The organism is Falsirhodobacter algicola (assembly GCF_018279165.1).
GTDB lineage: Bacteria > Pseudomonadota > Alphaproteobacteria > Rhodobacterales > Rhodobacteraceae > Falsirhodobacter > Falsirhodobacter algicola.
On record NZ_CP047289.1, the window covers coordinates 276,058 to 302,410 of the forward strand.

28 protein-coding genes and 1 tRNA gene are annotated in these 26,353 nt (G+C 66.3%); 10 read left to right on the forward strand and 19 right to left on the reverse strand.

The annotated features are described in order from the left end of the window. The first annotated feature begins 30 nt into the window (after window positions 1–30). From kdgD to GR316_RS01445, 3 genes are all read left to right on the forward strand, one after another. Window positions 31–951 (forward strand): 5-dehydro-4-deoxyglucarate dehydratase, encoded by a 921-nt coding sequence (gene kdgD, locus GR316_RS01435; protein ID WP_211784304.1) that lies wholly within the window; start codon window positions 31–33, stop codon window positions 949–951. A gap of 23 nt (window positions 952–974) precedes the next feature. After that, window positions 975–1,838, forward strand: coding sequence for an amidohydrolase family protein (locus tag GR316_RS01440; protein WP_249218788.1), 864 nt, complete (start codon window positions 975–977; stop codon window positions 1,836–1,838). A 116-nt stretch (window positions 1,839–1,954) separates the two neighbouring features. Next, window positions 1,955–2,030, forward strand: a tRNA-Phe gene (locus GR316_RS01445). Between the two features lie 100 nt (window positions 2,031–2,130). Here GR316_RS01445 and kdsA read toward each other — a convergent pair. Genes kdsA through GR316_RS01460 form a run of 3 tightly spaced genes read right to left on the reverse strand, consistent with a single transcriptional unit; the run spans window position 2,131 to window position 5,206 of the window. Further along, window positions 2,131–2,961, reverse strand: a complete 831-nt coding sequence (gene kdsA / locus GR316_RS01450) for a 3-deoxy-8-phosphooctulonate synthase (RefSeq protein ID WP_211784305.1) — start codon at window positions 2,959–2,961, stop codon at window positions 2,131–2,133. Window positions 2,962–2,970: 9 nt separating this feature from the next. Continuing rightward, on the reverse strand, window positions 2,971–4,536 hold the full coding sequence (locus GR316_RS01455; protein ID WP_249218789.1) for a capsule biosynthesis protein: 1,566 nt from the start codon (window positions 4,534–4,536) through the stop codon (window positions 2,971–2,973). A 10-nt stretch (window positions 4,537–4,546) separates the two neighbouring features. Beyond that, window positions 4,547–5,206: an ABC transporter ATP-binding protein gene (locus tag GR316_RS01460; protein WP_211784307.1), complete on the reverse strand. Its 660-nt coding sequence runs from the start codon at window positions 5,204–5,206 to the stop codon at window positions 4,547–4,549. 163 nt (window positions 5,207–5,369) lie between these two features. On the opposite strand from GR316_RS01460, the gene GR316_RS01465 reads away from it, so the two are divergent. The 3 genes from GR316_RS01465 (at window position 5,370) to rpsI (ending at window position 7,245) form a co-directional block, all read left to right on the forward strand. Next, window positions 5,370–6,143, forward strand: a complete 774-nt coding sequence (locus GR316_RS01465) for an SseB family protein (protein WP_211784308.1) — start codon at window positions 5,370–5,372, stop codon at window positions 6,141–6,143. 146 nt (window positions 6,144–6,289) lie between these two features. Further along, a complete protein-coding gene (rplM, locus tag GR316_RS01470; RefSeq protein ID WP_211784309.1) occupies window positions 6,290–6,754 on the forward strand; it encodes a 50S ribosomal protein L13 in 465 nt (154 codons plus the stop codon). A gap of 2 nt (window positions 6,755–6,756) precedes the next feature. Beyond that, the gene (gene rpsI / locus GR316_RS01475; RefSeq protein ID WP_211784310.1) at window positions 6,757–7,245 is read left to right on the forward strand and encodes a 30S ribosomal protein S9; all 489 of its coding nucleotides are present in this window, start codon (window positions 6,757–6,759) and stop codon (window positions 7,243–7,245) included. A gap of 62 nt (window positions 7,246–7,307) precedes the next feature. On the opposite strand, the gene GR316_RS01480 is transcribed toward rpsI, so the two are convergent. Both GR316_RS01480 and GR316_RS01485 read right to left on the reverse strand, forming a co-directional pair. Then, on the reverse strand, window positions 7,308–7,628 hold the full coding sequence (locus tag GR316_RS01480; RefSeq protein WP_211785058.1) for a DMT family transporter: 321 nt from the start codon (window positions 7,626–7,628) through the stop codon (window positions 7,308–7,310). A 151-nt stretch (window positions 7,629–7,779) separates the two neighbouring features. Then, window positions 7,780–7,986: a DUF1127 domain-containing protein gene (locus tag GR316_RS01485; RefSeq protein WP_211784311.1), complete on the reverse strand. Its 207-nt coding sequence runs from the start codon at window positions 7,984–7,986 to the stop codon at window positions 7,780–7,782. Window positions 7,987–8,069: 83 nt separating this feature from the next. On the opposite strand from GR316_RS01485, the gene GR316_RS01490 reads away from it, so the two are divergent. The 4 genes from GR316_RS01490 (at window position 8,070) to GR316_RS01505 (ending at window position 12,329) form a co-directional block, all read left to right on the forward strand. Continuing rightward, window positions 8,070–9,467: an aminotransferase-like domain-containing protein gene (locus GR316_RS01490; protein ID WP_211784312.1), complete on the forward strand. Its 1,398-nt coding sequence runs from the start codon at window positions 8,070–8,072 to the stop codon at window positions 9,465–9,467. Between the two features lie 92 nt (window positions 9,468–9,559). Next, complete coding sequence (locus GR316_RS01495; protein ID WP_211784313.1) at window positions 9,560–10,432, forward strand: ABC transporter permease; 873 nt, start codon at window positions 9,560–9,562, stop codon at window positions 10,430–10,432. Beyond that, window positions 10,429–11,226 (forward strand): ABC transporter permease, encoded by a 798-nt coding sequence (locus tag GR316_RS01500; protein ID WP_211784314.1) that lies wholly within the window; start codon window positions 10,429–10,431, stop codon window positions 11,224–11,226. Before GR316_RS01495 ends, GR316_RS01500 begins: the two co-directional genes overlap by 4 nt. Before the next feature lie 29 nt (window positions 11,227–11,255). Further along, window positions 11,256–12,329 carry an ABC transporter ATP-binding protein gene (locus GR316_RS01505; RefSeq protein ID WP_211785059.1) on the forward strand — a complete coding sequence of 358 codons (1,074 nt, stop codon included), beginning with the start codon at window positions 11,256–11,258 and terminating at the stop codon, window positions 12,327–12,329. Here the strand turns inward: GR316_RS01505 and GR316_RS01510 are convergent. From GR316_RS01510 to GR316_RS01575, 14 genes are all read right to left on the reverse strand, one after another. Continuing rightward, window positions 12,326–13,561 carry a DUF2254 domain-containing protein gene (locus GR316_RS01510; RefSeq protein WP_211784315.1) on the reverse strand — a complete coding sequence of 412 codons (1,236 nt, stop codon included), beginning with the start codon at window positions 13,559–13,561 and terminating at the stop codon, window positions 12,326–12,328. The two genes, GR316_RS01505 and GR316_RS01510, sit on opposite strands and share 4 nt — an antisense overlap. A 1-nt stretch (window position 13,562) precedes the next feature. Beyond that, window positions 13,563–14,174, reverse strand: coding sequence for a TetR/AcrR family transcriptional regulator (locus tag GR316_RS01515; protein WP_211784316.1), 612 nt, complete (start codon window positions 14,172–14,174; stop codon window positions 13,563–13,565). Next, entirely contained in the window at window positions 14,167–15,033 is an 867-nt protein-coding gene (gene ppk2, locus GR316_RS01520) for a polyphosphate kinase 2 (RefSeq protein WP_211784317.1), read from the reverse strand. The genes GR316_RS01515 and ppk2 overlap by 8 nt, the downstream gene beginning before the upstream one ends. A gap of 46 nt (window positions 15,034–15,079) precedes the next feature. Continuing rightward, window positions 15,080–16,012, reverse strand: coding sequence for an alpha/beta fold hydrolase (locus tag GR316_RS01525; RefSeq protein WP_211784318.1), 933 nt, complete (start codon window positions 16,010–16,012; stop codon window positions 15,080–15,082). Continuing rightward, the gene (gene metA, locus GR316_RS01530) at window positions 15,987–16,904 is read right to left on the reverse strand and encodes a homoserine O-acetyltransferase MetA (protein ID WP_211784319.1); all 918 of its coding nucleotides are present in this window, start codon (window positions 16,902–16,904) and stop codon (window positions 15,987–15,989) included. Before metA ends, GR316_RS01525 begins: the two co-directional genes overlap by 26 nt. A gap of 27 nt (window positions 16,905–16,931) precedes the next feature. Continuing rightward, complete coding sequence (locus tag GR316_RS01535) at window positions 16,932–17,801, reverse strand: ATPase (RefSeq protein ID WP_211784320.1); 870 nt, start codon at window positions 17,799–17,801, stop codon at window positions 16,932–16,934. 26 nt (window positions 17,802–17,827) lie between these two features. Next, window positions 17,828–18,067, reverse strand: a complete 240-nt coding sequence (locus tag GR316_RS01540; RefSeq protein ID WP_211784321.1) for a hypothetical protein — start codon at window positions 18,065–18,067, stop codon at window positions 17,828–17,830. A gap of 97 nt (window positions 18,068–18,164) precedes the next feature. After that, on the reverse strand, window positions 18,165–19,919 hold the full coding sequence (locus GR316_RS01545) for an ABC transporter ATP-binding protein (protein ID WP_211784322.1): 1,755 nt from the start codon (window positions 19,917–19,919) through the stop codon (window positions 18,165–18,167). Beyond that, window positions 19,916–20,875 (reverse strand): acetamidase/formamidase family protein, encoded by a 960-nt coding sequence (locus GR316_RS01550; RefSeq protein WP_211784323.1) that lies wholly within the window; start codon window positions 20,873–20,875, stop codon window positions 19,916–19,918. Before GR316_RS01550 ends, GR316_RS01545 begins: the two co-directional genes overlap by 4 nt. 6 nt (window positions 20,876–20,881) lie before the next feature. Further along, window positions 20,882–22,519, reverse strand: coding sequence for an ABC transporter substrate-binding protein (locus GR316_RS01555; RefSeq protein ID WP_211784324.1), 1,638 nt, complete (start codon window positions 22,517–22,519; stop codon window positions 20,882–20,884). A gap of 79 nt (window positions 22,520–22,598) precedes the next feature. Then, window positions 22,599–23,519 carry an ABC transporter permease gene (locus GR316_RS01560; protein ID WP_211784325.1) on the reverse strand — a complete coding sequence of 307 codons (921 nt, stop codon included), beginning with the start codon at window positions 23,517–23,519 and terminating at the stop codon, window positions 22,599–22,601. Beyond that, on the reverse strand, window positions 23,519–24,406 hold the full coding sequence (locus GR316_RS01565) for an ABC transporter permease (RefSeq protein WP_211785060.1): 888 nt from the start codon (window positions 24,404–24,406) through the stop codon (window positions 23,519–23,521). The genes GR316_RS01560 and GR316_RS01565 overlap by 1 nt, the downstream gene beginning before the upstream one ends. Continuing rightward, window positions 24,384–24,992 (reverse strand): ANTAR domain-containing response regulator, encoded by a 609-nt coding sequence (locus GR316_RS01570; protein ID WP_211784326.1) that lies wholly within the window; start codon window positions 24,990–24,992, stop codon window positions 24,384–24,386. The genes GR316_RS01565 and GR316_RS01570 overlap by 23 nt, the downstream gene beginning before the upstream one ends. Further along, window positions 24,989–26,095: a transporter substrate-binding protein gene (locus tag GR316_RS01575; RefSeq protein ID WP_211784327.1), complete on the reverse strand. Its 1,107-nt coding sequence runs from the start codon at window positions 26,093–26,095 to the stop codon at window positions 24,989–24,991. The genes GR316_RS01570 and GR316_RS01575 overlap by 4 nt, the downstream gene beginning before the upstream one ends. Window positions 26,096–26,353 lie beyond the last annotated feature (258 nt).

Consider the following 26,353-nt stretch of genomic DNA (forward strand, 5'->3'; position numbering starts at 1 on the left):
GCTGATCCCAGCAATGAAAGGATCGCCGCCATGGATGTGCAGACGCTGAAGACCGCGCTCGGATCGGGGCTTCTGTCCTTTCCGGTGACCCATTTCGACGCGGCGGGCCGCTTCGCCCCCGACAGCTATGCCGCGCATGTGGATTGGCTGTCGGGCTTCGGCGCGCCGGTTCTGTTCGCGGCAGGCGGCACGGGGGAATTCTTCAGCCTGACCCCGGACGAGATCCCGGCCATCGTCTCCACCGCCGTGGATGCGGCGGGCGGTACCGGCATCGTGGCGGGCTGCGGCTATGGCACCGCCATGGCGGTGCAGATGGCCCGCGCGGCCCAAGAGGCAGGGGCGAGCGGGCTTTTGCTGCTGCCCCACTACCTAACCGAAGCCCCGCAGGAGGGGCTGTATCGCCATGTCCGCGCCGTGTGCGACGCGGTGGAGATCGGGATCATGGTCTACAACCGCGACCGGCTGGTGCTGACGCCGGACACGCTGGCGCGCTTGTGCGACGATTGTCCGAACCTGATCGGGTTCAAGGACGGCACCGGCGATATCGGCCTCGTGCGGCAGATCACGGCGAAGATGGGGGACCGGCTGACCTATCTGGGCGGAATGCCCACGGCCGAACTCTACGCCGAGGCCTATCTGGGGGCAGGGGTCACGACCTATTCCTCGGCGGTGTTCAATTTCGTGCCCCAATTGGCGATGGAGTTTCATGCGGCGCTGCGGCGCGGTGATCGGGGGGCTTGCGAGCAGATGCTGAACGCGTTCTTCTATCCCTTCATGGCGCTGCGCAATCGGTGTCAGGGTTATGCGGTGGCGGCCATCAAGGCGGGGGTGCGGCTTCAGGGCTTCGCTGCCGGTGCGGTGCGTGCGCCCCTGACCGACCTCACCGCCGAGGAGGAGCGCGAGCTTGCCCGGTTGATCGAACCTTATCGCCGCACGCGCGCCGCCGCGTGACGCCGAACCCTCAGGAGGTCCGCATGGACATGATCCGCACCCTGTCCGGCCCCGCGCCGCAGACCGTCCTGCCCCATGGCACGATCGATTCCCACATGCACATGTATCTGCCGGGATACGAGGCGCAGCCGGGCGGCCCGCCGCTGCCGCTGGGGGCCTTGCCCGATGCGGATCAATATCGGCGCTTCATGCGCTGGATCGGGATCGACCGGGTGGTGATCACCCAAGGCAATGCGCATCAATCGGACAATGCGAACCTGCTGGCCTGTCTGGCCGAGATGGGGGAGGTGGCGCGCGGCGTGGCCGTCATCCACCCGGATACGGAGGAGGCGGAGATCGCGCGGCTGGATGCGGCGGGCGTCGTCGGCGCGCGCATCATGGATCTGGCGGGCGGTGCGGTGGGCCTTGCCGCGCTGGAGGGGGTGGACGCACGCGCCCATGATGCCGGCTGGGTGACGATCGTGCAGTTCGACGGCAGCCAGATTTCGGCGCAGGAGGATCGGCTGGCCGCATTGCGCAGCCGCTGGGTTCTGGATCATCACGGCAAGTTCCTGAGCGGGGTCGGGCGGGCGGAGGTGGAGGCGATGAAGCGCCTGATCGATCGCGGCAATTGCTGGATCAAGTTCGCCGGCGCGTATGAGTGGAGTCGGAGCGGCCCGCCGGATTACGCCGACGTGGCCGCCATCGCCCGCGAGATCGCCGCCCATGCGCCCGATCGCATCGTCTGGGGCAGCAACTGGCCGCACAATCAGGCCCGCACCACCGCCGATTATCCCGACGACCGGGCGCTGACGGATACGGTGCTGTCATGGCTGCCTTCGGACGATGCGCGGCATCAGGCGCTGGTCACGACGCCCGAGGCGCTGTTCGGTTTTCCGCCCCTTTGACGGGGGCAAAGGGTTCTTCGCAAAGGGCGTGATATTTTTGCGAAGAACCCTCTGGACACGGTCGGCGGGCTGCCGTAAACGTGCGCCACCAACGCAGAACAGACCTGCACAAGGTTGCCCAGATAGCTCAGTTGGTAGAGCAACGGATTGAAAATCCGTGTGTCGCTGGTTCGATCCCGGCTCTGGGCACCACCCAAATCTTCCGCTTTCAGAATACCGCCGCCCAATGGGCGTTTTCGCATGTCTTGCGCAGGGATCGCACCCGCCACGGGGGCGGGTGCATCTACGTGGATCAGACGCGCAGCGGATCGGCCTTCGCCAGCCCGTCGAAGGCCATCAGGCTTTCCACCAGCGCCTGCATCTGATCGAGGCGGATCATGTTCGGCCCGTCCGACGGGGCATTGTCCGGGTCTTCGTGCGTTTCGATGAAGACGCCCGCAATCCCAAGGCTGACCGCCGCACGCGCCATCACCGGCGCAAATTCGCGCTGCCCACCCGAGGCGCCGCCGAGGCCGCCCGGCTGTTGCACCGAATGGGTCGCGTCCATGATGACCGGATAGCCGGTGCGCGCCATGGTCGGCAGGCCGCGCATATCCGCGACGAGGGCGTTGTAGCCAAAGGAGGTGCCGCGCTCGGTCAGCAGGATGCGCTCGTTCCCGGTGGAGGCGACCTTCTCGGCGACATTGGCCATGTCCCACGGCGCGAGGAACTGGCCCTTCTTGATGTTGACCACCGCGCCCGTCTCACCGGCGGCAAGCAGCAGGTCCGTCTGGCGGCAGAGGAAGGCCGGAATCTGGATCACATCCACGACGCTCGCCGCCTCGCGCGCTTGCCCCGCATCGTGCACATCGGTCAAGACCGGCAGGCCGGTGGCGCGGATCGCTTCGAGCACCTTCAGGCCCGCCTCGATCCCCATGCCGCGGCGCCCCTTCAGCGAGGTGCGGTTGGCCTTGTCGTAGCTGGCCTTGAAGACATATTGCGCGCCCGCCGCCTTGCAGATCTCGGCCATGCGGCCGGCGATCATCTGCGCATGATCGAGGCTTTCGAGCTGGCACGGCCCGGAGATGAGCAGAAGCGGCAGGTCGTTGGCGGTGACGAGATTGCCGATGGAAACGCGTTTCATTCCTGTTCCTTATGACGAGACCTGCTCGCGCAGGATCGCGGCGGTCATGGAGATCATCAGGTAGATACCCAAAAAGATCAGCAAAGCCACGAGGGTGTTTTCGAAGGCGCGCGGATAGGTGGCCTCATCCGGCGGGGTGGGGTTGACCGAACGGGACAGGTACCGCGTCTGGCGCGTGGCTTCCACCCGTGCGGCCTCCATCGCCTCCAGCGACTGGGCCAGAAGGGTCTGGCGCATCTCGATGTCGGACTGGGCGACCAGCAATTCGCTTTGAAGGCGCGCGATGGACGGATCGTTGGCGGTGCTGCTGGTCAGCTGGCCGCGCAGGTCCGCGATCTGCTGCTGCATCCGGTCGATGCGCTCGCGCAGCGGTTCGGCGCGGGCCTCGTTCGGGGTGGGGTTCGATTCGATCTGCGCCAGCGACAGGCGGTCCTCGAGGATCTGGCTTTGCAACGTGCCGATCTGCGAGGTCACGAGGCTCACCTCCATATCGGAGGAGAGGACGCTGAAGCGTTCCTGCAGGTCCACCAGCTTCTGGTTGGCGGCCAGCATGTTCGCCTCGGCCTTTTCGTATCCCGCCTGCGCCCCGGCCATCTGGTCGGCCCGCATCCGCTGGGTCAGTTGATCCACCTGCTCCTCGGCATAGCCGATCAGCGCGTTGGAGAAGGCGACCGCGACATGGGGATCGTCCGCCGTCACGTCCATCTTCACGATGCCTTCGGTCGGATCGTAGGCGATCTGCACATTGTCCTTATAAACGCCATAGATTGCTTCGGTGGTGGCGTCGTCGGGCAGGCGCTGAAGGGCGTCGATATGATCGCCCACAAACTTTCCGGCGAAGTTCAGATCGTTGTTCAGGCGCAGCATCGCCTCGCGCGATTGAAGATAGCCCTGAACGGCGATCGAATCCTGCGCGACGCCCATCAGCCCGGCCGAACTGGTGGTCAGAAGGCCGCCGCCGCCCGACGCGGCCTGCGGCGCCATCGCCTGCTGGATCACGAATTCGGAATGGGCCTCGTACATCGGGGTCGCGACGCGGAAATAATACCAGCCGACGACGAAGGTCGGCAGCAGCACGAAGACCGCAAGGCGCAGTGCCAGCATGATCAGCTTGCGGCGGCGGCGGCGGGCGATGTCGCGCTGGATGCGGATCAGATCCGACAGGTGGCTTTCCTCGGCCCGCTGTTCGGTGGAGGGCACGCTGATCGGTTTGATGCGCTGGGGAAGTTGGACGTTCTCGCCGTTTTCCCCCTCGCTCTCGCGGGGGACGACGAGATCCATCACCGTCGTACGCTGGAACGGGTCGATCCCCTTGCGGCGCAGCAGCACGACCGCCTCCGGGTCCGAAGAGGCGGCGATGCCTTGCTTCAGCGCCATGCGGCGGGCCATGCGCAATTGGCGCGCGGTCAGGTTCTCGGCCTCCACGGCCGCGATCTCTTCGGGGCGCACGCCTTCGCGGCGCTTGCCGGTGGGCGGGGGCGGCAGATCCAGCCCCGGGCCCATGCCGTCATCGGGTTCGTTGAACAGATCGTCCAGCGGCGGCGCTTCCGCCCCCGCCGCACCCGCCTTGCGCATGTTGAACCGCTTAGCCGTGAGCTTTGTAGTCATAAAGGCGCTTCGCCTCCTCCAGCGAGTCGAACATGTAGAGCTGGCCGTTCCGCAGCACGGCCGCCGTGCGGCAGAACTTCTCCAGCGTCTTGGGCTGGTGGGACACGATCACCATCGTGCCCTTGGCCAGCCGCTCGCGCAGGATCATCCCGGCCTTGCGATTGAATTCCACGTCGGTGGAGGTCGGCATCCCCTCGTCCACCAGATAGATGTCGAATTCCAGCGCCAGCATCAGCGCAAGGCTGAAACGGGCCTTCATTCCCGACGACCAGATCGACATCGGTTGATCGAAATATTCGCCGATATCGGCCAGCCAGCGGCAGAATCCCTCCACATAATCGGGATCGAGGCTGTAAAGGCGGGCGATATAGCGCGCATTTTCATTGGCGGTGTGCTTGCCCGCGATTCCGCCCATGAACCCCAGCGGAAAGGAAATGCGCGAGGTGCGGCGGATCGTGCCTTCGTCCGGCTTTTCCATTCCGGCCATCATTTTGATGATCGTCGTCTTTCCGGTGCCGTTGGGCGCCAGAATGCCGAGGGAATTGCCCGGTTCCACACGGAACGAGGCCCGGTCAAGGATCACCTTGCGCTGGGTTCCGCTCCAGAAGGATTTGCTGACATTGTCGAATTCAATCATACACGCGCCTCGTCACACACTCCCCTGTAACGCGGCAGGGATTAACGACTGGTCACCGCCTATGTAACGGCAAGGGGGGTGGCTGTGCAATTCGGAATGGCGATTGGGACTGCTTGTGCCTGCGGGGTGGTGCGATTACGTCATGCCGGCAAAGGAGACGCCCATGACCCCGCTCGATCAGGCCTATGCCGCTATGGCCGCCACGCCCGAAGACGATGCCGCGCGCCTGCGCTATTACGAACGGCTGGCCGATGACGAACTTGTGCTGCTGGTCGAGGGCGAGGCGCAGGGCGGCAGCATCACGCCGCGCCTGTTCCCGCTGGAGGACGGTCCCTTCGTGCTGGCCTTCGACAGCGAGGAGAAGCTCTCGGCCTTCACCGGCTCGATCAATGCCTATGCGGCGCTGCCGGGGCGGGTGATCGCGCAGCAACTGGCGGGGCAGGGGACGGGGCTGGCCGTGAACCTTGGGGCCGACAGCGCGATGCTGCTGCCGCCCGAGGCCGTGGACTGGCTGGCCAGCACCCTCGAGCATGGCCCCGAAGCCGCCGAGGCGGTTCCGACCGGGTTCCAAGAGGCGCGCGTTCCGCAGCGCCTTCTGGATGCGTTGGGTCAGAAGCTGGCGCGCGCGGGCGGGCTTGCCAGCCATGCGCTTCTGGCGGGCGTGTCCTATTCGGACGGGCGCAACGGGCATCTTCTGGCCTTCATCGGCGCGCGCGACGGGGCCGAGGACGCGCTGGCCCGCGCCGCCGCCGAGGCGCTGACCTTCTCCGGCATCGACGCGGGGGAGATGGATGTCGTCTGTCTGCCGGACGGGCCGGCCGCGCGCCGCATGGCCGAGATCGGCCTGCGCCTCGACATGCCGGTCCCCGCCGCGCCCGAACGCCCCGCGCCGCAGGCCCCCGGAAGCGATCCGAAGCGCCCGCCGCGCCTGCGTTGATGGGGTATTATAATACCTTTTTTGCAAGGTATTGATTTAGAACGGTTTTTGCAGGCGAACGGCGCTTGACCTGACGCCCGATCCGTCCGATACACGCCCATCAATTCGCGGGGCCTCGCCTCGCCCCACTTCGATAGGGTTCAGGAATGAAAACCTTCACCGCTACTCCGGCGGACATCGAGAAGAAGTGGATCCTGATCGATGCCGAAGGCATCGTTCTGGGCCGCCTCGCCACGATCGTCGCCAACATCCTGCGCGGCAAGAACAAGCCGTCCTTCACCCCCCACATGGACATGGGTGACAATGTGATCGTGATCAACGCCGACAAGGTGCAGATCACGGGCAACAAGCGTCAGGACAAGCGCTACTACTGGCACACCGGCCACCCGGGCGGGATCAAGTTCCGCACCGCGGCGCAGATCCTGGACGGCGCTCATCCCGAGCGTGTCGTGACCAAGGCCGTCGAGCGTATGATCACCCGCAACTCGCTGGGTCGTCAACAAATGACGAACCTCCGCGTCTATGCCGGTGCCGAGCATCCGCACGAAGCTCAGCAGCCGACCGTTCTCGACCTCGCGTCGCTGAACCCGAAAAACACCCGGAGCGCCTGATCATGGCTGACATCAAATCCCTCGACGATCTGAAATCGGCCGTCTCGGACGCGGCGCCGGAAGCCACGACGACGACGATCGCTCGCGAACCCGTGCGTGACGCACAGGGCCGCGCCTATGCCACCGGCAAGCGTAAGGACGCGGTCGCCCGCGTCTGGATCAAGCCGGGTTCGGGCAAGGTCACCGTCAACGGCAAGGAAATGGCGGTCTACTTCGCCCGTCCCGTGCTGCAGATGATCCTGCGTCAGCCCTTCCAGATCACCAATGTCGAAGGCCAATTCGACGTGGTCGCCACGGTCGCCGGCGGCGGTCTGTCGGGTCAGGCCGGTGCTGTGAAGCACGGCGTGTCCAAGGCTCTGCAACTCTACGATCCCGCCCTGCGCGGCGCGCTGAAAGCCGCAGGCTTCCTGACGCGCGACAGCCGCGTCGTGGAACGGAAGAAATACGGTAAAGCCAAGGCTCGCCGCAGCTTCCAGTTCTCCAAGCGCTGATCCGTCGATCCGACGATCTCGAAAGGCCCGCCCCTCGTGGCGGGCCTTTCTGCATGAGGGGGTCAGTGCGGGCTGGCCATCTTCATCAGCAGCAGCCCCGCCACGATCAGCAGCGCCGCCAAGAGGCGCATGGGCGTCGCCGCTTCGCCCAAGACCGTGATCCCAAGGACGAAGGCCCCGATCGCGCCGATCCCGGTCCAGACCGTATAGGCCGTTCCCAGCGGCAGCGTCCGCATCGCCAGCGACAGCAGCGCCACGCTGGCGAACATCAGCACCAGCGTGATCACGGCCATCCCCGGCCGGGTGAATCCTTGCGACAATTTCATGGAGTAGGACCAGCCGACCTCCAGCAAACCGGCGATCAGAAGTATGATCCAAGGCATCATGCGCTCCGCATGTTAGGGCCGGGTCGTCCCGGAGTAAGAGCCGTAATGGAGAGGTCGTCCTCTGCCCCGGACCTTAGGCAAGGCACGCGCGGATAAAAAGAGGGCCGGAACATGTCCGGCCCTAGGGGTGTTCGCAGAGATGAGGAATTCAGCGCCAGAAGGGGCGTATCGCCTCAATCCGCGCCGCTTCGGCGGTCAGCCCGATATCGTCCAGCAGATGCGGATCCAGATCCGCAAGCCGCCGCCGGGACATGCGGCGCAGTTCCCATTGCAGAAGGGTGGTGGCCACGCCGAACGCCGCCCGGGCAAGCGGCGGCAGGGGCATCGCTGTCGGAGTGGAGAACGAGACGGTCATGTCAGCACCTTGTTTCGATACAAATTTGGTTATACGGTAAGCCTGACATAGATTGTTTCACTACTGCGGGCGAATCTTTTATTGTGACTGATACAAATTGGCAGCCGGATCTGGCACAATTCCCCGGACCCAAATACCTCGCTTTGTCGCGCGCGCTGCGGGCGGCGGTGCGGGACGGGATATTGCTGGCGGGCACGCGGCTGCCGACGGTGCGCGATCTGGCATGGCGGCTCGACATCACGCCCGGCACGGTGTCGCGCGCGTATCAACTGGCCACGCAGGAGGGGCTGCTTCAGGCCACGGTCGGGCGCGGCACCTTCGTCGCTGCCACCGCGCCGAAGCTCGGCCCGACCCAGCCGCTGTTTGTCGAACGCCCGGAACGCTTGGGCGTGGTCGATCTGCGATCGCCGTCCTTGCCGCATCTGGGGCAGGGGGCGGCGATCCGGGCCGCGATGCACCGCGTCACCGACGCCTTCGAGGATGATTATGTCGATTACCCCACCCAGACCGACGAGGCCGAGCTGCGCGATGCCGTCGTCGATTGGGTGTCGGACCGGCAGATGGGCCCGGTCGATGCCGACGATGTCGCGCTGACCTTCGGCGGGCAGGCGGCGATCAACCTCGTGCTCGGCTGCTGCCTGCGCGGCGATCGGCCCGTGGTCCTGTGCGAGGATCTGGCCTATCCCGGTTTCCGACATGCCGCCCGCCTGTCGCGTGCCGAAACCGTGGGGGTGGAGCTGGACCAGCACGGCCTGCGCCCCGACGCGCTGGAGGCCGCCTGCCGCCGCCACAAGGCCCAGATCCTGTGCATCACCACCGAGGCGCAGAACCCCACCGCCGCCCGGATGCCCGAAAGCCGCCGCTCCGAGGTGGCGCTGATCGCCCGCGCCTATGATCTGCAGGTGATCGAGGACGACTGCTATTCCGTGCCGGACAGCGCCACGCCCATGATCCGCGCGCATGTGCCGGAGCGGACATGGCATATCGGCAGCCTGTCGAAATCGGTCTCGGCGGCGCTGCGCTTCGGCTATGTCATCTGCCCGCAGGGGATGGGCAATGCCGGGCGGTTGACGGCGCAGCATTACAGTTTCGCCTTGCCCCGGCCGATGGCCGAACTGTGCCTCGATCTGTTCCGTTCGGGGGTGGCGACGGATCTGCGCCGCCGGGTGCAGGCCGAATTCTCCGACCGGCTGGCCATGGTCGTGGAGGCGCTGGACGGGCAGGATCTGCGCTGGCAGCCGGGGCTGCCCTTCGTCTGGCTGCGCCTGCCGTCGGGGTGGCGCGCCTCCACCTTCACCCGCATGGCCGAGGCGGAGGGCATCCTCATGCGCTCCGCCGACGAATATGTGCTGATCCATGGCCATGCGCCCAATGCCGTGCGGTTGGCGATCGGCGGCGCCGTGCCGCGCGAACGGCTGCGTGCGGCGCTGGCACAATTGAGGCAGATGCTGCTGGACCCGCCTTCGGAAATCGCGATCTGACCAAGTTTTGATGGCGGCCCGAAATCTTCGCTTGTCGTTTCAACCCGCTGCATGCCAAAGGTGAATCACGCGGGATCGGGACAGGGGGCCACATGGCGGGACGCCTTCGGAAAAGCGAGGCGGCGGGCGGCCTTGCGCTGATCGCGGCACCTGCGGTCTATGCCCTCTTGCTGTTGGCGGCGCCGCTCGCCCTGCTTCTGGTCTACAGCTTCCTGACCGACGGCTATCTGGAGATCATCCGCCAGTTCACCTTCGCCAACTATGTCGAGGCATGGACCAACCCGCTCTATCGCGGGGTGATGCTGCGCTCGTTGGCGGTGGCGGCGCTGGTGACGGCGGCGACGGTGCTGCTGGCCTTTCCGGTCGCCTATTTCGTCAGCTTCCGCGTGGCCCCGGCGCGCAAATCGACATGGCTGTTCCTGATCACCATCCCGTTCTGGACCTCCTATCTGATCCGCGTGTTCCTGTGGAAGGTCATCCTCGGCTACAACGGGGTGATGAACGTGGCGCTGATGAAGGTCGGCATCATCGACGAGCCGGTGACTTTCCTGCTCTATAACGTCAATTCGGTGGTGATCACGCTGGCGCATGCCTATGCGCCCTTTGCGATCCTGCCGATCTTCGTCGCGCTGGAGAAGATCGACCGCGCGCTGCTGGAGGCGTCGCGCGATCTGGGGGAATCCCGGTTCACCACCTTCCTGCGGGTCACGCTGCCTCTGGCGATGCCGGGGGTCGTGGCCTCGGTGCTGATCGTGTTCATCCCGACCATCGGCGATTACGTCACCCCGCAGCTCGTGGGCGGGCCAGAGGGGCGGATGGTCGCCAACCTGATCCAGTTGCAATACCTGCGGCTCGACAACTATCCGCTCGGCTCGGCGCTGGCGATTTCGGCCATGGGGATCGTGGCGGTGATCAGCGCGATCTTCCTGCTGTTGACGCGCCGCTACATCCGGGGGCCGAAATGATCTTCCGCGCCTATGCCGTCGCCTATCTGCTGTTCCTCTATGCGCCGATCATCCTGCTGCCGATCTTCGCCTTCAACGACGGCACGGTGATCGCCTTCCCGCTTCAGGGCTTCACCACGCGCTGGTTCGTGCAGATGTGGACCGAGCCGGGTCTTGGCCCGGCAGTCAAGAATTCGCTGATCATCGCGGTGTCCACGGCCGTCATCTCCACCATGCTGGGGGTGCTGGCGGCGCGGGCCTCCACCCGCTACCGCTTTCCGGGCAAGGGGCCGGTGATGGGGCTGATCATGCTGCCGCTGGTCCTGCCCGAGATCATCGTCGCGGTCTCGCTGCTGGTGGTGCTGCTGGGCATCGGGGTGCCGCTGTCGATCCTCACGATCATCCTCGGCCATGTGCTGATGACGACGCCCTTCGCCATCGCGATCCTGTCCTCGGCGTTCCAAGGGCTCGATCGCTCGCTGGAGGAGGCGGCCCACGATCTGGGCGAAACCCCCGTCAGCGCCTTCCGGCTGGTGATCCTGCCGCTGGTGATGCCGGGGATCATCTCCTCGCTGCTGATCTCGTTCACGCTGTCGCTGGACGAATTCATCATCGCCTTCTTCCTCGGCGGCACGCAGGTGACGCTGCCCGTCTACATCTTCTCGCAGTTCCGTTTCCCGGCCTCGGTGCCGGTGATCATGGCGCTGGGAACGATCCTCGTCGCGCTGTCGGTGCTGCTGCTGACCATCGCCGAATACTATCGCCGCCGCGGCATCGCACGCTCCGGCGCCAAGGATACCGGAGGTTTCCTGTGACACCCAAGGCCCCGATCCCGGACATCCCGATGATCGCCTTCCGCAACGTGCACAAATGGTACGGCGACTATCACGCGCTGCGCGGGATCGACGCCACCATCCGCGCGGGGGAGTTCTTCTCGCTCCTCGGCCCGTCGGGCTGCGGCAAGACCACGCTGCTGCGCACCATCGCCGGGTTCGAGGGGATTTCGGAAGGCGTGGTGCTCTTGGACGGGCGGGACATGGCGCATGTGCCGGCCAACAAGCGCCCCACCAACATGGTGTTCCAAAGCTATGCCATCTTCCCGCATCTGAGCGTGGCGGAGAACGTGGGCTTCGGCCTGCGCCGCCAGCGTCTGCCGAAGGCCGAACTCGCCGCCCGCGTCGATGAGGCGCTGGCCATGGTCGGTCTGCGCGGTTTCGGCGCGCGGGCGGCCCATGCGCTCTCGGGTGGGCAGCGGCAGCGCGTGGCGCTGGCACGGGCGCTGATCCTGAAGCCGAAGGTGCTGCTTCTGGATGAACCGCTTTCGGCCCTCGACAAGAAGATGCGCGAGCAGATGCAGGTGGAACTGATCCGCCTGCAGCGTCAGGTCGGCATCACCTTCGTTCTGGTCACCCACGATCAGGAAGAGGCGCTGGTCATGTCCGACCGCATCGCCGTCATGTTCGAGGGGCAGATCGCCCAGCTTTCGGATGCCGAGACGCTGTATCGCCGCCCCAATTCGCGCAAGGTGGCCGATTTCATCGGCACGATGAATTTCCTCGGCGCCACCGTCCTGTCCGAAGGCCCGGACGGCGTGGAGGTGGAGGCCGAGGGCTTCGGCCGGGTGCGGGTGCCGGCGGCGCAGGTCGCGGCCGATGACGGCGAAGGGGTGGTCGTTGGCTTCCGCCCCGAGGTGCTGACCATCCTCTATGACGGGCAGACCGCCCCCGATCTGGAGGTGCATGGCCAGATCGAAGAAGTCGTCTATTACGGCGATATGACCTATTACGACGTGCGGATCGACGGCACGTCCAAACCCGTGCGCCTGTCGGCCCGCAACGTGTTCGGCCGCCCGGTGCTGGACCGGGGCCTGCGCGTCCGCGTCGGGTGGAGCCCGGGGGCCCTCGTCCTCTTCCGCTAGGGCAGCAGGACGCGCAGCCGGGCGATGTCGCCCGGATGATCCATCGCGCGTTCGGCCCGCGCAAAGGCCGACAGGGCATGATCGCGCGCAAGGCCCGGATATTCGGGGTGGGACGCACCGCCAAGCGCGGCCAGCGCCTTTTGCAGACGGATCTGCACCTGCACCACACCGGCCCCGTCACGCGCTATGGCGGTGAACAGATCGTCGAAGAGATCCGCCGCCACGAGGTCGGGCACCACCACGCGGGCAAAGCGCGGGGGCCGCGGCTCGGTCTTTGCCAAACCCTCTGCCCAGAGCAGCAGCAGCCGGGTGCCGCGCCCGATCACGTCGATCGCGGTGCCGGAATCGTTGATGGCCGGGGACAGCGCCCGCGAGGCGACCTCGCTCAGCACGATCATCCCAAAGCGGGGGTCCTGATCGAAGGACCGCCCGGACCCGATCGTGAAGGCGCGGGCCGCATCCTCGGGGTCCGGCAGATCGCCCTCTAGGAAGGCGACGGGCTGGCCGGTGCAGACGAAGGCGCCGGGCAGGATGGCAAGGTGCAGCCGGGCACCGGCATCCTCGGCTAGATCCTGAAGCCGGGCCATGTCCACATGCTGCACATAGCCGGTATCCCGCGCTAGAAGGGGCGTGCGGCCCGGACGGCCCGCGGGCCCAGTGGCCGGCACCCCGCCAAGCCAGCGATCCTTCAGCCGCGCCTCCATCGCCTTGCGCGTGGCGCGTTCCACCCGCGCCGTGGTATCCGCCACGCGGCCAAGGCTGTTCAGATGGTCGATCCAGCGCAGCAGCATCACCACGATCAGCGCGACCACGGCCACGGTGAACACGAACAGCACCGTGCGCCCCTGTTCGCCATAGGCGCCGGTCTGCAGCACGATGATCCCAACGAGGCTGAACAGGAACGATCCGACGAAGGTCGCGAGCGTGTTCTGCGTGACGCTGTCTTCCATGATCAGCTGGGTGGCGCGGGGGGTGACGTTGCTCGTGGCCGAGGAATAGGCCGCCGTCACCACCGACAGCGAAAAGGTCGTCACCGCCAACATGGAGGAGGCGATGATCCCCAGCACGGTATCCACCGCATTCGCGCCGAGGGTGGGCATGTCCCACGGGATGAACCGGTCCGCCACGATCGCCAGCACCGCCGCCGCGACGCCCAGAAGGCCGATCGCCGTCGCCCGGATCCACAGGCGCCGCGTCAGGCGGGACAGCAGCCAGCGCCATTTTCCAAGCATGTCAGGCGTCCTGCGGCAAAAGGCCAAGGCCGCGCAGATAGATGCCGATCCCGGCCTCCAGCAGGTCCTCGGCAGGGAAGGGGGAGCGGGTTTCCCCGCGGGTGAAGAGTTCCACCACGCCATGGCTCATGGCCCAGACATGGGCCGAGAACATGGCCGCGGGCGGGCGCTTTTCGGGCGGGATATGCGCCGACAGCCGTTCGGCCGCGCGTTCCAGCACCGCCGTGCAGCGCGCCGCCGCCTGCGCCAGATCCGCATGGCGCTGCACCGACAGCCCGCTTTCGAACATCGCCATGTAATGGCCGGGATATTTGCGGGCAAAGGCGATATAGGCGCGGCCCACCGCCTCGAAGGCCGACAGCGCCGAGGGGCGGCCCTCGTCATAGGCGTAATCCATCAGCGCGCCGAAGATGTCGTAGCCCTGACGCGCGGCCTCCATGATCAGATCGTCGCGGCCCGCGAAATGGCGATAGACGGCGGCCGGGGTCACATCGGCGCGTTTGGCGGCTTCGGACAGGGTGAAGCCCTGCGGCCCCTTTTCGGCGATCAGTTCCAGCGCGGCCTCGACCAGCGCTTGGCGCAGATTGCCGTGGTGATAGCCGCGCCTAGCCACGAAGCTCCGGCCCTCCGGCGATGCGGGGGTCCGGCTCGCCGATCAGCGCGTCGTCCCGATCCTCGTAATCGACGGCGCGCAGCACGGTCTGCACCGCCGCGATCCGCGCCCGCCGCTTGTCGTCCGAGCGGATGACCGTCCACGGGGCGACATCGGTATGCGAACGGTCCAGCGTTTCGGCGATAGCATCGGTGTAATCGTCCCAGAGGGCGAGGCCTTCGACATCCACGCGGCTCAACTTCCATTGCTTCAGCGGATCGCCTTCGCGCGCAAGGAAGCGGCGCAGCTGTTCGGCGCGGCTGACATTCAGCCACAGCTTCACCAGCGTGATCCCCTCCTCCACCAGCATGCGTTCGAAATCGGGGACTTGGTGGAAGAACCGCTCCCGCTCGGCCGGGGTACAAAAGCCGAAGACCTGTTCCACCACGCCGCGATTGTACCAACTGCGGTCGAACAAAGCCATCTCTCCGGCGGCGGGCAGGCGGGCGACGTAGCGTTGGAAGTACCACTCGCCCCGCTCCCGCTCGTTCGGGGCGGACAGGGCGACGACATTGGCGACGCGGGGATTCAGGTTCTCGCGGATGACGTTGATGGTGCCGCCCTTGCCGGCGGCGTCGCGCCCCTCGAACACGACGAGGACGCGCTTGCCCGTCGCCTTCAGATCGGCGGCCATGCGCACCAACTGGCGCTGCAAATCCTCCATATGGGATTTGTAATCTTTGCGGTGCAGGCGTTCCTTCCAATGCCAATCCTCGGCAAGGATGTCATCCTTGTCGGCCTTTTCGATCGCCTTGCGCACGGCATCGGGCGCACCGTCGTTCAGATAGCGCGTGATGGCGCCGTCGAAGGGCAGGGTCATGGAACGCTCCTTTCACAGGTCAGTATCGCGGGAACGGGCGGCTTGTTCAATCGGCGCGCGCGGCGGCGCGGTCGATGGCGGCCACCACCTCGTCGGGGATGACGTGATGCACCATATGCCCCACCCCCGGCGCGGCCGTCAGGCGCACATTGGGCAGCGCCGTCATCTGCAGCGATTCGACGGTGTAATCCACCACATCGTCATCCAGCCCGTGCACGATCTCGATCGGCATGTGCAGTTTGTAGTAATTCGGGGCCATGATCCAAAGATGATCCTTCAGCGCGTTCAACTGGCGCAGATTGGCGCGCAGTTCGGGCAGGCGCAGCGCCAGTTCCGCGCCGGTATCGGCGGCATAGCCGGGGGGCGGGGTGTTCGGCTCGAAGAGGTTCTTCACGATGCGCTTCAATCCCCAATCGGGCATGAAGGCCGCGACCATCGGCTCCACCGTCGCCTCGCCCACGGGGGTGGAGGCAAAGCGCGACAGCCCGTCCAGCCCGCCTTCCCACGGCAGCACCGCGCCGGCCAGAAGCACCACCGCCCGCGTATGGCCGGGATCGCGCAGCGCCCAAGCCATCGCCACCGCGCCGCCATAGCTGTGCCCCAGCACGATCGGGTCCGTCACGCCCAGTTGCCGGGACGCCGCGATCAGGTAATCGGCCTGTACGAGAGGACTGTTCCCCGCCCGGCCCAGATCGCTGGAATAGCCGAGGCCCGGACGGTCGAAGCGGATCACGCGGTAGCGGTCCGACAGGCGCCGGGCCAGATCGGCCATGTCGCCCGTCGATCCGCTGGCGCCGTGGATCAGCACCAGATCCGGCCCATGGCCCGACACTTCGGCATGGATGGTGGCCGAGCCTACGGTCAGCATCTGGCCTTGCGGCGGGTTGCGCGCCTCGATCCGGGCGCTGCGGGCGTCGGCGAGGGGGCCACAGGCGCCCAGCAGGAGGATCAGGCTAAGCGCCGATAGCGTCGATTTCATAAGGCGTGGACTGGTAAATCTCGTTGATCCAGTTGCCATATAGAAGATGCGCGTGACTTCTCCAGCGATTGCGCGGCCTTTGCGCGGGATCGTCGCCGGGATAATAGTCCACCGGCACCGTGACGGGCGTGCCCGAGGCCACGTCGCGGTCGTATTCCTGTTTCAGCGTGTCGCTGTCATATTCGAAATGGTTGAAGATATAGAGCGCGCGATGCGCCGCATCCGCCACGAGGCACGGCCCCACCTGATCGGAGCCCAGCAGCGTGACGAGGCCGGGCTGGGCGTCGATCTCGCGCTGGTCCATCTCGGTCCAGCGGCTGACGGGGATCACGAATTCATCCGAGAATCCGCGCAGGAACGGCGAGGTCGGTTGCAGATTGTCGTGGCGGAAGCAGCCGAAGGCCTTGGCCTTCAGCATATGCTTCTGCACGCCGTGGAAATGGTGGATCATCGCCATCCCGCCCCAGCAGACGCCGAAGGTGGAATGCACATGGGTCTGCGTCCAGTCGAAGACCTCGCGCAACTCGTCCCAATAGGTCACCTGCTCGAAGGGCAGATGTTCGATCGGGGCGCCGGTGATGATGAGGCCGTCGAACTTCTCGTGCTTCACATCTTGGAAGGGGCGGTAGAAGGCTTCCATATGCTCGGCCGCGGTGTTGCGGGTGCGATGCTCGGTCATGCGGATCAGGTGCAGGTCGATCTGCAGGGGCGTCGCGCCGATCAGACGGGCGAACTGGTTCTCCGTCTGGATCTTCTTGGGCATGAGGTTCAGCAGCCCGATCTTCAGCGGCCGGATGTCCTGCATGGCGGCGCGGCCCGGCGACATGACCATCACCCCCTCTTGGGAGAGGATGTCATAGGCGGGCAGCGTTTCGGGCAGGGTAATGGGCATGATCGTGACCTTTCAGAGGCGCCGTATCTAACCCTCCGCGCCCCGTTTTGCCAGTGCCTGTGCGATCAGATCCTCGAAGGCGGCCGCGCTGGCAAGGCCGGCGACCTCTTCGGCGGTGACCGTCACGCCCCAGCGGGCCATGGCGGCATAGCGGGGCTGGCGATGGGCCAGCGCGCGGGCATAGGTCCAGCGGATGAAGGCGTCGGGATCGACGGCATCCTCGGCCCGGCCGGTTTCGGCCAGATAGGCCGTCCAGCACTCCGTCAGGAATTGCGGCTGGTAATACATCGGCTTCGGCGCACGGTCGAAGCGGCGGATCAACTCTTGCGTATGCGCCTCGGACCCCTTGATCCAGACCATCAGCAGGTTCGAGGAAAGCTCGGTCAGGATCGGATCGGCGGGATCCTCGGGGTCCACCACCTCGCAGATGGAGCCGCCGGAATCGCATACGAAATTGGAATAGCCGTAGATATCCTCGGCCCGGCGGATGAACTGCGTCGTGTCCAGCAGGGCCGACATCTCCGCCTTCATGTGCTGCGTCTGCCGATGGCGGTATTCGCCGATCGGCAGGCCGCCCCGCGCCGGATCGCCCGGTTTGCCCAGATAGGTGGACAGCGGGGCAAGGTTCTCGAACGTGATGTTGGAGGCGATATAGACCGAATCCGTCATCAGGAGTTCGCGCAGGAAGGGGACCTTCATCGCCTCGCGCTTGAAGTTGTCGGCGATATGCTCGCCCATGTAGCGGGTGCCGATGCGGTAATCCACGCTGTAGTGGAACCAGCCGCCGCTGCCCCGCAGCAGGCTGGAGACATGGGTCTTGCCAAGGCCGGACATGCCGAAGAGCAGCACGCGCTTGCGGGGGTCGGCCTGCCATTCGGCGGGGCTGGGCAGGGGCATCGCGGTCTCCTTCGCGCGTGGGTCGGTCAGATCCCGATCCAATGGGCGACGGTGGCCGGGCTGGGCAGCGGCCCCAGCGCCATCGCCGCCAGCGTCAGCGCCGTCGTGAAGGCCCAGAGCAGGATCAGCACCGTCATGCGCGACGCCTCGTTCCCGCTGATGCGGAAGACCGGGATCGGCATGGGGCCAAGCCAGACGGCCCCCATCAGGATGGTGTATTCGGCCGTGCCCAGCCAGCGGGCACTGCGGCGCAGGAAGTCGAGCATGTCAGGATCCGGCTTGGAGTTGCAGGGCGCGCATACCATGCACGCCCCGCGTCACGCAAGATTTTCCAAAGCCCGGGGCCGCGATGCGGTGCCCTTTTCAGGACGCGGCCACCAGATGCCCATCCCCGACATTGCGCAGCATCACCCGCTGCGGACCGGCCCCGACGGGGTGGACCGGGCTTGGAACCTCGCCCGACAGGCGCGGGGAGGGGGCGCGGATGCGGCCGGGTTCGGGCACCGGCACCGCCGCCATCAGCCGCTTGGTATAGGGATGGCACGGCGCACCGAAGATCTGCGCCCGCGTCCCCATCTCCACGATCTGGCCCATATACATCACCCCGATCCGGTCGGAGATATTCTCCACCACCGCCATGTCGTGGCTGATGAAGAGGTAAGCGATCCCGAATTCACGTTTCAGCGCGTTCAAGAGATCGAGGACCCGCGCCTGCACCGACACATCCAGCGCCGAGACGCTTTCATCCGCCACGATCAGCCGCGGTTGCAGCGCCAGCGCCCGCGCGATGCAGATGCGCTGCCGCTGACCGCCGGAGAATTCGTGCGGAAAACGATCGAGCTGGTCGCGCGTCAGCCCCACCCGTTCGAAGAGGTCGGCCGTTTTCGCGCGCCGCTCCTCGCGGGTGCCGATCCCGTGGATGACCAGCGGTTCGGCCACCAGATCGCCCACCCGCATCCGCGGATCGAGCGCGGCCATCGGGTCCTGAAACACGATCTGCACATCCCGGCGCATGGCCTTCATCGCCGCGGCATCGAGGCCGCCCAGCGTATGGCCCGCCACCTCGATCCGGCCCTGATGCGGCACCAGCCCCGTCAGCGCCTTGGCGATGGTGGATTTGCCGCAGCCGCTTTCCCCGACGAGGGAGAACGTCTCCCCCGCATGGATGTCGAAGCTGACCCCTTCGACCGCATGCACGCGGTGGGTGACCTGCGAAAGAATGCCGCCGCGGATGTCGAAGCGCACCGTCACGTCGCGCAGACGGGCCACCGGCTCTGCGTCCGGGCGGGCGGCGGGGGCGCCGCTGCCATCGCCCATGCGGGGCACGGCGGCCAGAAGATCGCGGGTATATTCCTCGCGCGGGGAGGCGAAGATGCGCTCGATGGGGCCGGCCTCCACGGCGCGGCCGCCCTTCATCACGATCACGCGCTGCGCCATCTCGGCCACCACACCCAGATCGTGGGTGATGAGGATGATCGCGGTGCCCATCTCGCGTTGCAGATCGCGCAGCAGATCCAGCACCTCGCGCTGCACGGTCACATCGAGCGCGGTCGTCGGCTCGTCGGCGATCAGCACGTCGGGGCGCAGCGCCAGCGCCATGGCGATCATCACCCGCTGGCGCATGCCGCCCGACAATTCGTGCGGATATTGGCGCATGCGCCGCTCCGCCTCGGAGATGCGGACCCGCCGCAGCGCCTCCAGCGCGCGGGCCTGCGCCTCGCGTTTGGAGATCGGTTCATGCGCGCGGATCGCTTCGGTCAGTTGCAGGCCGATCGTCAGGATCGGGTTCAGCGAGGTCATCGGCTCTTGGAAGATCATCGCGATGCGGTTGCCGCGGATTGCGCGCATCCGGCCTTCGGGCAGGGCGCTCAGATCCGCGCCGTCGAAGCGGATCGCACCCGCGCTGACCCGCAGCGCCGGCGGGGGCAGCAGCCCCATGATTGCCAGCGAGGTGAGCGATTTTCCCGACCCGCTTTCCCCCGCGATGGCGATGGTTTCCCCGCGCGCCAGCGTGAAGCTCAGATCGCTGACCAGCGCCCGCTCGCGCCCCTCGGCGCGGACCGAGATGGTCAGCCCCTCCACGCTGAGGACCGGTGCCCCGTCATCCACCCCCGTCATTCGAACACGTTTCGCGGGAAGTAGAAGCTGACCACCCAGTTCGGCATGTCCACGATTTCCGAAATGCGCAGATCGCCGCAGGTGGAGACGAGCATATAGGCATCGACCGCCGACATTCCGCGCGTGCGGCACAGAAGATCGATCATCCCCGCGACCGCATCGCGCGCCCCCGACATGAGGTCGGGCCCGATGCCGGTCGTCACCTCGTACCCGGCCGTATCCAGATGGCGCGTGACGGGGCCGGGCGTGGTGAAGCGCGGGAATTTCAGCGGCTCGTTGCGGATCAGATCCAGCGTCAGGACGCAGTTCATCGGGCTTTCGATGGCCGTGCCGCACACCTCGCCATCGCCCTGCGCGGCATGGGTATCCCCGACCGAGAAGAGCGCCCCCGCCACCTCGACCGGCAGATAGAGCACGGTGCCCGCAGCCAGATCGCGGATGTCGAGATTGCCGCCCACGCGGCGGGGCGGAACGATGGAATGCAGGCCCGCCTCGGCCGGGGCGACCCCGATCGTGCCGCAGAACGGCTTCAACGCGACCTTCCCCTCGGTCCCCCACAGCGCCTTGTCGGGCGCGGCGGCGTCGTATTTCCAGATGGTTAGCGCTGGATCCTTGAACTGATCGGCCAGCAGCCCGAAACCGGGGATGTTCGCCGTCCAGCCCCATGCCGAACCGTCCTGTTCGCGCGGGGTGAAGCTGTCGATCGTCACCTTCAGCACATCGCCCGGCATCGCCCCTTCGACATGGATCGGCCCCGAGACGGGATTGATCTTGCCGAAATCGAGGGCCGTCACATCCGCCACCGTGGAGGACGGCCCAAGCTGCCCGGCCGAACTGTCGTGGCAGTGGAATTCAATGGTCGATCCGGGGGCCACCGTTCTGGCCGGGACAAGCGAGTTGTCCCAGCCGAAATGGTGCTGTGCGCCGTGGATCGTGTAATCGCAGGCTTTGCACATGCGTGTTCACTCCGTGACGTAGACGTAATCGTAGTTCACCGGGATGGAGACCGGATCGACGTAGAGCGCATCCGCGCCGCCCATCCGGGCCGACTTCATGGTGTAGCGGTTTTCGTTGAAGACGGGGACCCAAGGGGCGTCTTCCATCACCTTCATGTAGACATCGGACCACTTTTGCAGGCGTTCGTCCTGACGGGCGGGGTCGGTGATGGAATCGGCCTCGGCCGCCATCGCGTCCAGATCGGGGTTGCAGTACCACGACCAGTTCCAGCCGCCTTCGACCGCGCCCGCACACCCAAGGATCGGCCCGTAGAAGTTGGACGGATCGGGGAAATCGGCGATCCATGCCATGCCGCCCGACCAGATCATCGGAGCCGTGTCCGGTGTGCCGCCCGCCTCGATGACATTGGCCTGCGCCAGCGCCCGGATCTCGGCCCGCACGCCGATCGCCGAAAGATCCTGCTGGATCGCCTGCGCGATGCGCGGGTTCGGATCGGTGTTCATGACATAGAGTTCGGTGTCGAAACCGTCCGGCAGACCGGCCTCGGCCAGCATCTCCTTGGCCTTTTCGGGATCGAAGGGATAGCCGTCGTAATCCTTGGTATAGCCGGGCATGGAGGGCGGAAGCAGCTGGTTCGCGGGCGTGGCGCGCCCGTTGATCATCTGCACGATGCGATCCTTGTTGATCGCCATGTTGATCGCCTGCCGCACCTCCACATCGTCGAAGGGCGGCATGTTCACGTTCAGGGTGATGTAGCCGGTATGCAGCTGCCCGCCCGTGACCACGCGCGCGGCTTCGTCGGGATTGCTCATCACCTCGTTGAATTTCGCGGGCGGGATGCCGTCGCCGGGCACGTCCACCTCGCCCTTTTGCAGGCGCAGCAGGGCCACGATCGGTTCCTGCCCGACTTCGAAGGTGATGCTGTCAAGATAGGGCACGCCGCTGCGCCAGTAATCGGCGTTCTTGCGGAAGACGAGCTTCTGGCCGATCGTCCAATCCTCCAGCGCGAAGGCGCCGGTGCCGACGGGATGCTTGCCGAAATCGCTGCCATATTCCTCCACCGCCTCCTTCGGCACGATCGAGGCGAAGTTCAGCGCCATCACATGCAGGAAGGTGGCATCGGGGCGCGACAGTTCGATCCGAACGGTGCGGGGATCGACGACGCTGACCCCTTCGAGGCCGCTGGCCGATCCGTCCGCCACCGCGTCATAGCCCTTGATCGAGCCGAAGAAGCCCGCGCCCGGCGATTGGGTGGCCGGGTCCGTCACCCGGTCGAGCGAGTATTTCACGTCATCGGCCGTCATCTCGCGGCCATTGTGGAAACGCACCCCCGTGCGCAGCGTGAAGGTATAGACCGTGCCGTCTTCGGAAATCTCGTAGCTTTCCGCCAGACCGGGGCGCAATTCGGTCGTGCCGGGCACATAATCCATCAGCCCGTCGAAGACCGATTTGATCATGGACCAGTTCTGCCAGTCATAGCCGATGGCCGGGTCCAGCGTTGCGACATCGTCCTTGTAGGTCACGATGATGTCGCCGCCCTCCTGCGCGTTGGGATCGGGCTGATAGTCCTGCGCAGCGGCAAGGCCCGCCGGGCCGAGACCGAGGGACAGCGACAGGGCGCTGGTGGCGAGGATGTTCTTCATCAGGCTCATTTGGGATATACTCCAGCTGTTGGACCGTGTTTCCGTCTGTCCCCGGTTGGTCCGGGGTCCGGTGTTGCGATCAGCGCAGTTTGATGCGCGGATCGATGAAGGGGGTGACGAGATCGGCCAGCAGATTGCCGAGCACGATCGCGCAGGCCGATACGAGCGTGACGCCCATGATGATCGGAATGTCCACGCGCTGAATGGCCTGCCATGCCAGCTGTCCGATGCCGGGCCAGCCGAAGACGCTTTCCACCACGACGATGCCGGACATGAAGATGCCGATGTCGATCCCGATCATGGCGATGATCGGCAGGATCGCATTGGGCATGGCGTGCAGCGCCAGAACCCGCGCGCGCCCCAGCCCCTTGGCCCGCGCCGTGCGGATATAGTCCGAGCGCAGCACGTCGATCATCGAGGACCGCATCATCCGGCTGTACCAGCCCGACCCCATGATCCCGAGCGTCAGCGCCGGCAGCACCAGATGGGACAGCCCGCCATAGCCGCCGATCGGGAACCAGCCCAGCCGGACCGCGAAGACATAGAGCAGCAGCAGCCCCACCACGAATTGCGGCGCCGACACCGCCACGAAGGAGGTGATCATCAGCGACTGATCGAGCGTTCCGCCGCGCCGGATCGCCGCGATGATGCCCAGCGTCAGGCCAAGGGCCAGTTCGGCCGCGATGGCCCCGAGCATCAGCAGAAGCGTCGCCGGAAGCCGCGCCGTGATGAGCGAGGCGACCTCGGTCTTTTGCAAGTAGCTGCGGCCCATGTCGCCTTGGAGCAGCCCCATCAGATAGCGCCCGTACTGCACCACGAAGGGCTGATCGAGGCCAAGCTGATGGCGGATGTTTGCCACCGTTTCGGGCGTGGCCGAACGGCCCGCGATCTGGCGCACCGGATCGGCGGGCAGCACATAGAGCAGCAGAAAGGTGATGAAGGACACGCCCAGCAGGATCAAGGCAGCCTGCACCAGACGGCGGAAGAGATAGGCCAGCATCAGTCACGCCCCCGCTGCGTCGGGTCGAGCACGTCGCGCAGCGCGTCGCCCACCAGATTGAAGGACAGCGCCAGCAGCAGGATCGCCGCGCCCGGAATGAAGACGAGCCATGGGGCCGCCTGGAAATAGGTCTGGTTCTCGAAGATGATGTTGCCCCAGCTGGGCGTCGGCGGCTGTACGCCCACACCGAGATAGGACAGCGTCGCCTCCAGCAGGACGGTGGTGGAAATGCCCAGCGTGCCCCAGACGATGATCATCGGCACCAGATGCGGCAGCACATGGCGCAGGAGGATGCGCAGGGTTCCGGCGCCCAGCGTCCGCTCGGCGGCGATGAACTCCCGCTCGGCCAAGGCCGAGGTTTCGGTATAGACGACGCGCGCGGTCTGCACCCAGTTCACCAGCGCGATCACCATCGCGACGATCCACAGCGACGGCGTGAAGATCGCGGCGAGGCAGATCGCCAGCAGCAGCGCCGGAAAGGCCATCATCAGATCGGTGAAGCGCATCAGGACCGCGCCGACCCAGCCCCGGAAATAGCCCGCGGTGACGCCGATCAGCGTCCCGATCAGCAGCGCCAGCCCGTTCGCGACGACGCCGATGATCAGCGAGGTGCGCGCCCCATAAAGGATGCGCGAGAAGAGATCCCGGCCCAGCAGGTCGGTGCCCAGCCAGAACGTCCCGCCCGGCGGCATCGGCGCGCCTTCCAGCGTCAGGCCGTCGAACATCTGTTCCTGCGGCGCGAAGGGCGCGATCAGCGGCGCGAAGATCGCCCCCAGCGTCACCACGGCGATGATCGCAAAGCCGAGCAGCGCCAGCTTGCGGCGCAGCAGGCGGCGCAGCGCGCCTTGCGGCCGTATCGGCACGTCAGCGATGGTCGCGTTGGTCATCATGCCCCCCTTGTTCCGTGTGATTGGCCACGATGCGGCGCGCGGCATCCTCGAAGGTGACGCGCCACGCCATCGCCATCTGGCGCAGCTGGTCATAGGCCTGCGCCTCGTCCTTGCCGCGCGCGGCCAGCAGCGTGACGGCCCGCACCACCGTCTGGCGTTCGTCGAGGCGGCGGCGCAGATCGGCGATCTCGGCCGAAAGGGTGCGGCGCGCCTCGAAGGCCATGCGCGCGATCAGCAGCGCCGAATAGACGCCGCCATCGCCGACCGGCTTCAGCAATTGCGCATGGGCGCCTGCTTCCAGCGACCATTCGATCCGGCCCGGCGCCTCGGACCCGATCAGCGCGATCATCGGCATCGGGCTGGCCCCGGCGGCCCATGGGAATTGCTCGTCATGGCCCTGATCGGCGTCGAAGAACACGAAATCGCCCGACAGCGCCTCGGGGGGCAGGTCCGGCCAGCAGTGGATCACGGTCAGGCCGATGGCGCGCAACTGCCGCTCCAGCGCCTGAACGGTGGGGTGCGGGCGGTGCAGGATATAGGCGTGCGCGCCGCCGAGGTTCGGCATGGAGATCTTGCGCTTCATGACACCACCCTCAGCCGTGGGGGGCGGGGGACCGCCCCGCCGCGCCCATGCGCGAGATAGGGATCCCCGGCCACGGTGCCGACATCCTCGCGGATGGCGAAGGCGCCGCGTTCGTATTGCGCGATCCGCACGGGAAGGGCGGTGTGATGGGTGGCAAGGTCGATCCCCTCCGGGCCGCCCGGCGCCTCGGCCAAAAGGCGCGAGAGGCCCTGCGTCTCCGCCCCCTCATGCCCCGACAGAAGACGCGCCAATCGGTGCACCGCCGACCATGCCGCCGCCTCGTGCGAAGAGCCGAAGCCCCGCGCCGCGCCCTCGGGCCAGCCGGGGGCCCCGCGGAAATAGGGGCCTGCGGCCACCAACCCCTCGGCGGCGGCGGGCAGGATGGCGGGCATCTCGCATTCGGTCAGGTTGCAGGACAGAATGGGGCAGGTTTCGGCATGGAAATAGGGGTCTTCCTCTCCAAGCCGGTGATAGGCGGCAAGGAAGGCGTATTGTGACGGGCCGATCAGGTTGTTCAGCACGAAATCGGGGCGCGTCGCCCGGATTTCGGCGATCATCCGGTCGATCTCCAGCGAGCCGAGTTGCAGATACCGCTCGCCCAGAACCTCGCCGCCGGCGGCGCAGATCACCTCGCGCGCAAGGCGGTTCATCTCCCACCCCCAGATGTAGTTCGAGCCGATCAGGAAGCTGCGCCGCCCCCGCCGCGCAAAGGCCCACCCGAGGAGCGGCAGCAGATGCTGGTTGGGGCAGCCATGGGTGTAGACGATGTGATCGGACGCCTCGAACCCCTCGTAGGGGATGGCGTACCAAAGGGTGCCGCCGAATTTCTCCAGCACCGGGATGACTTCCTTGCGGCTCCAGGAAGTGACGCAGCCGATGACATGGCGCGCGCCGCTGTCGCGCAGGATCTCTTCGCACAGGGGGGCATAGGCGTCGATATTGCCGCCGGGATCACGCTCGATCGGAGCGAAGGTCAGCGGGATGGCGGGATCGGCGTTGATCTCGGCGATCGCGTTCAGCGCCCCGGTCCGGCACGCCTCGGAGATGAGGGCGTAGCTTCCCGAACGGGAATAGAGAAGGCCGAGTTCGATCCGTTTGTTCATCGCCACATCCGCAGTTTGCCGGGGGCCGGAACGCAAAACGCCTCGCCGACATGCCGCGATAGCGCGGTGTCAGGCGAGGCGTGAATGCCGTTCGGAAATATCCCGATATGCGTTCAGGCTGGCAGATGGGACGCAGGGCCACAAGGCACCGGGGGGCAATCGGCCTATGTTCTTAGGGCGATGCCCGCATTTTGCAGGCCTCTGCCTATCCCTTGGGCGGAATGTGAACGTCGGCGCAGCAAAAAGCCCGCAAGGATG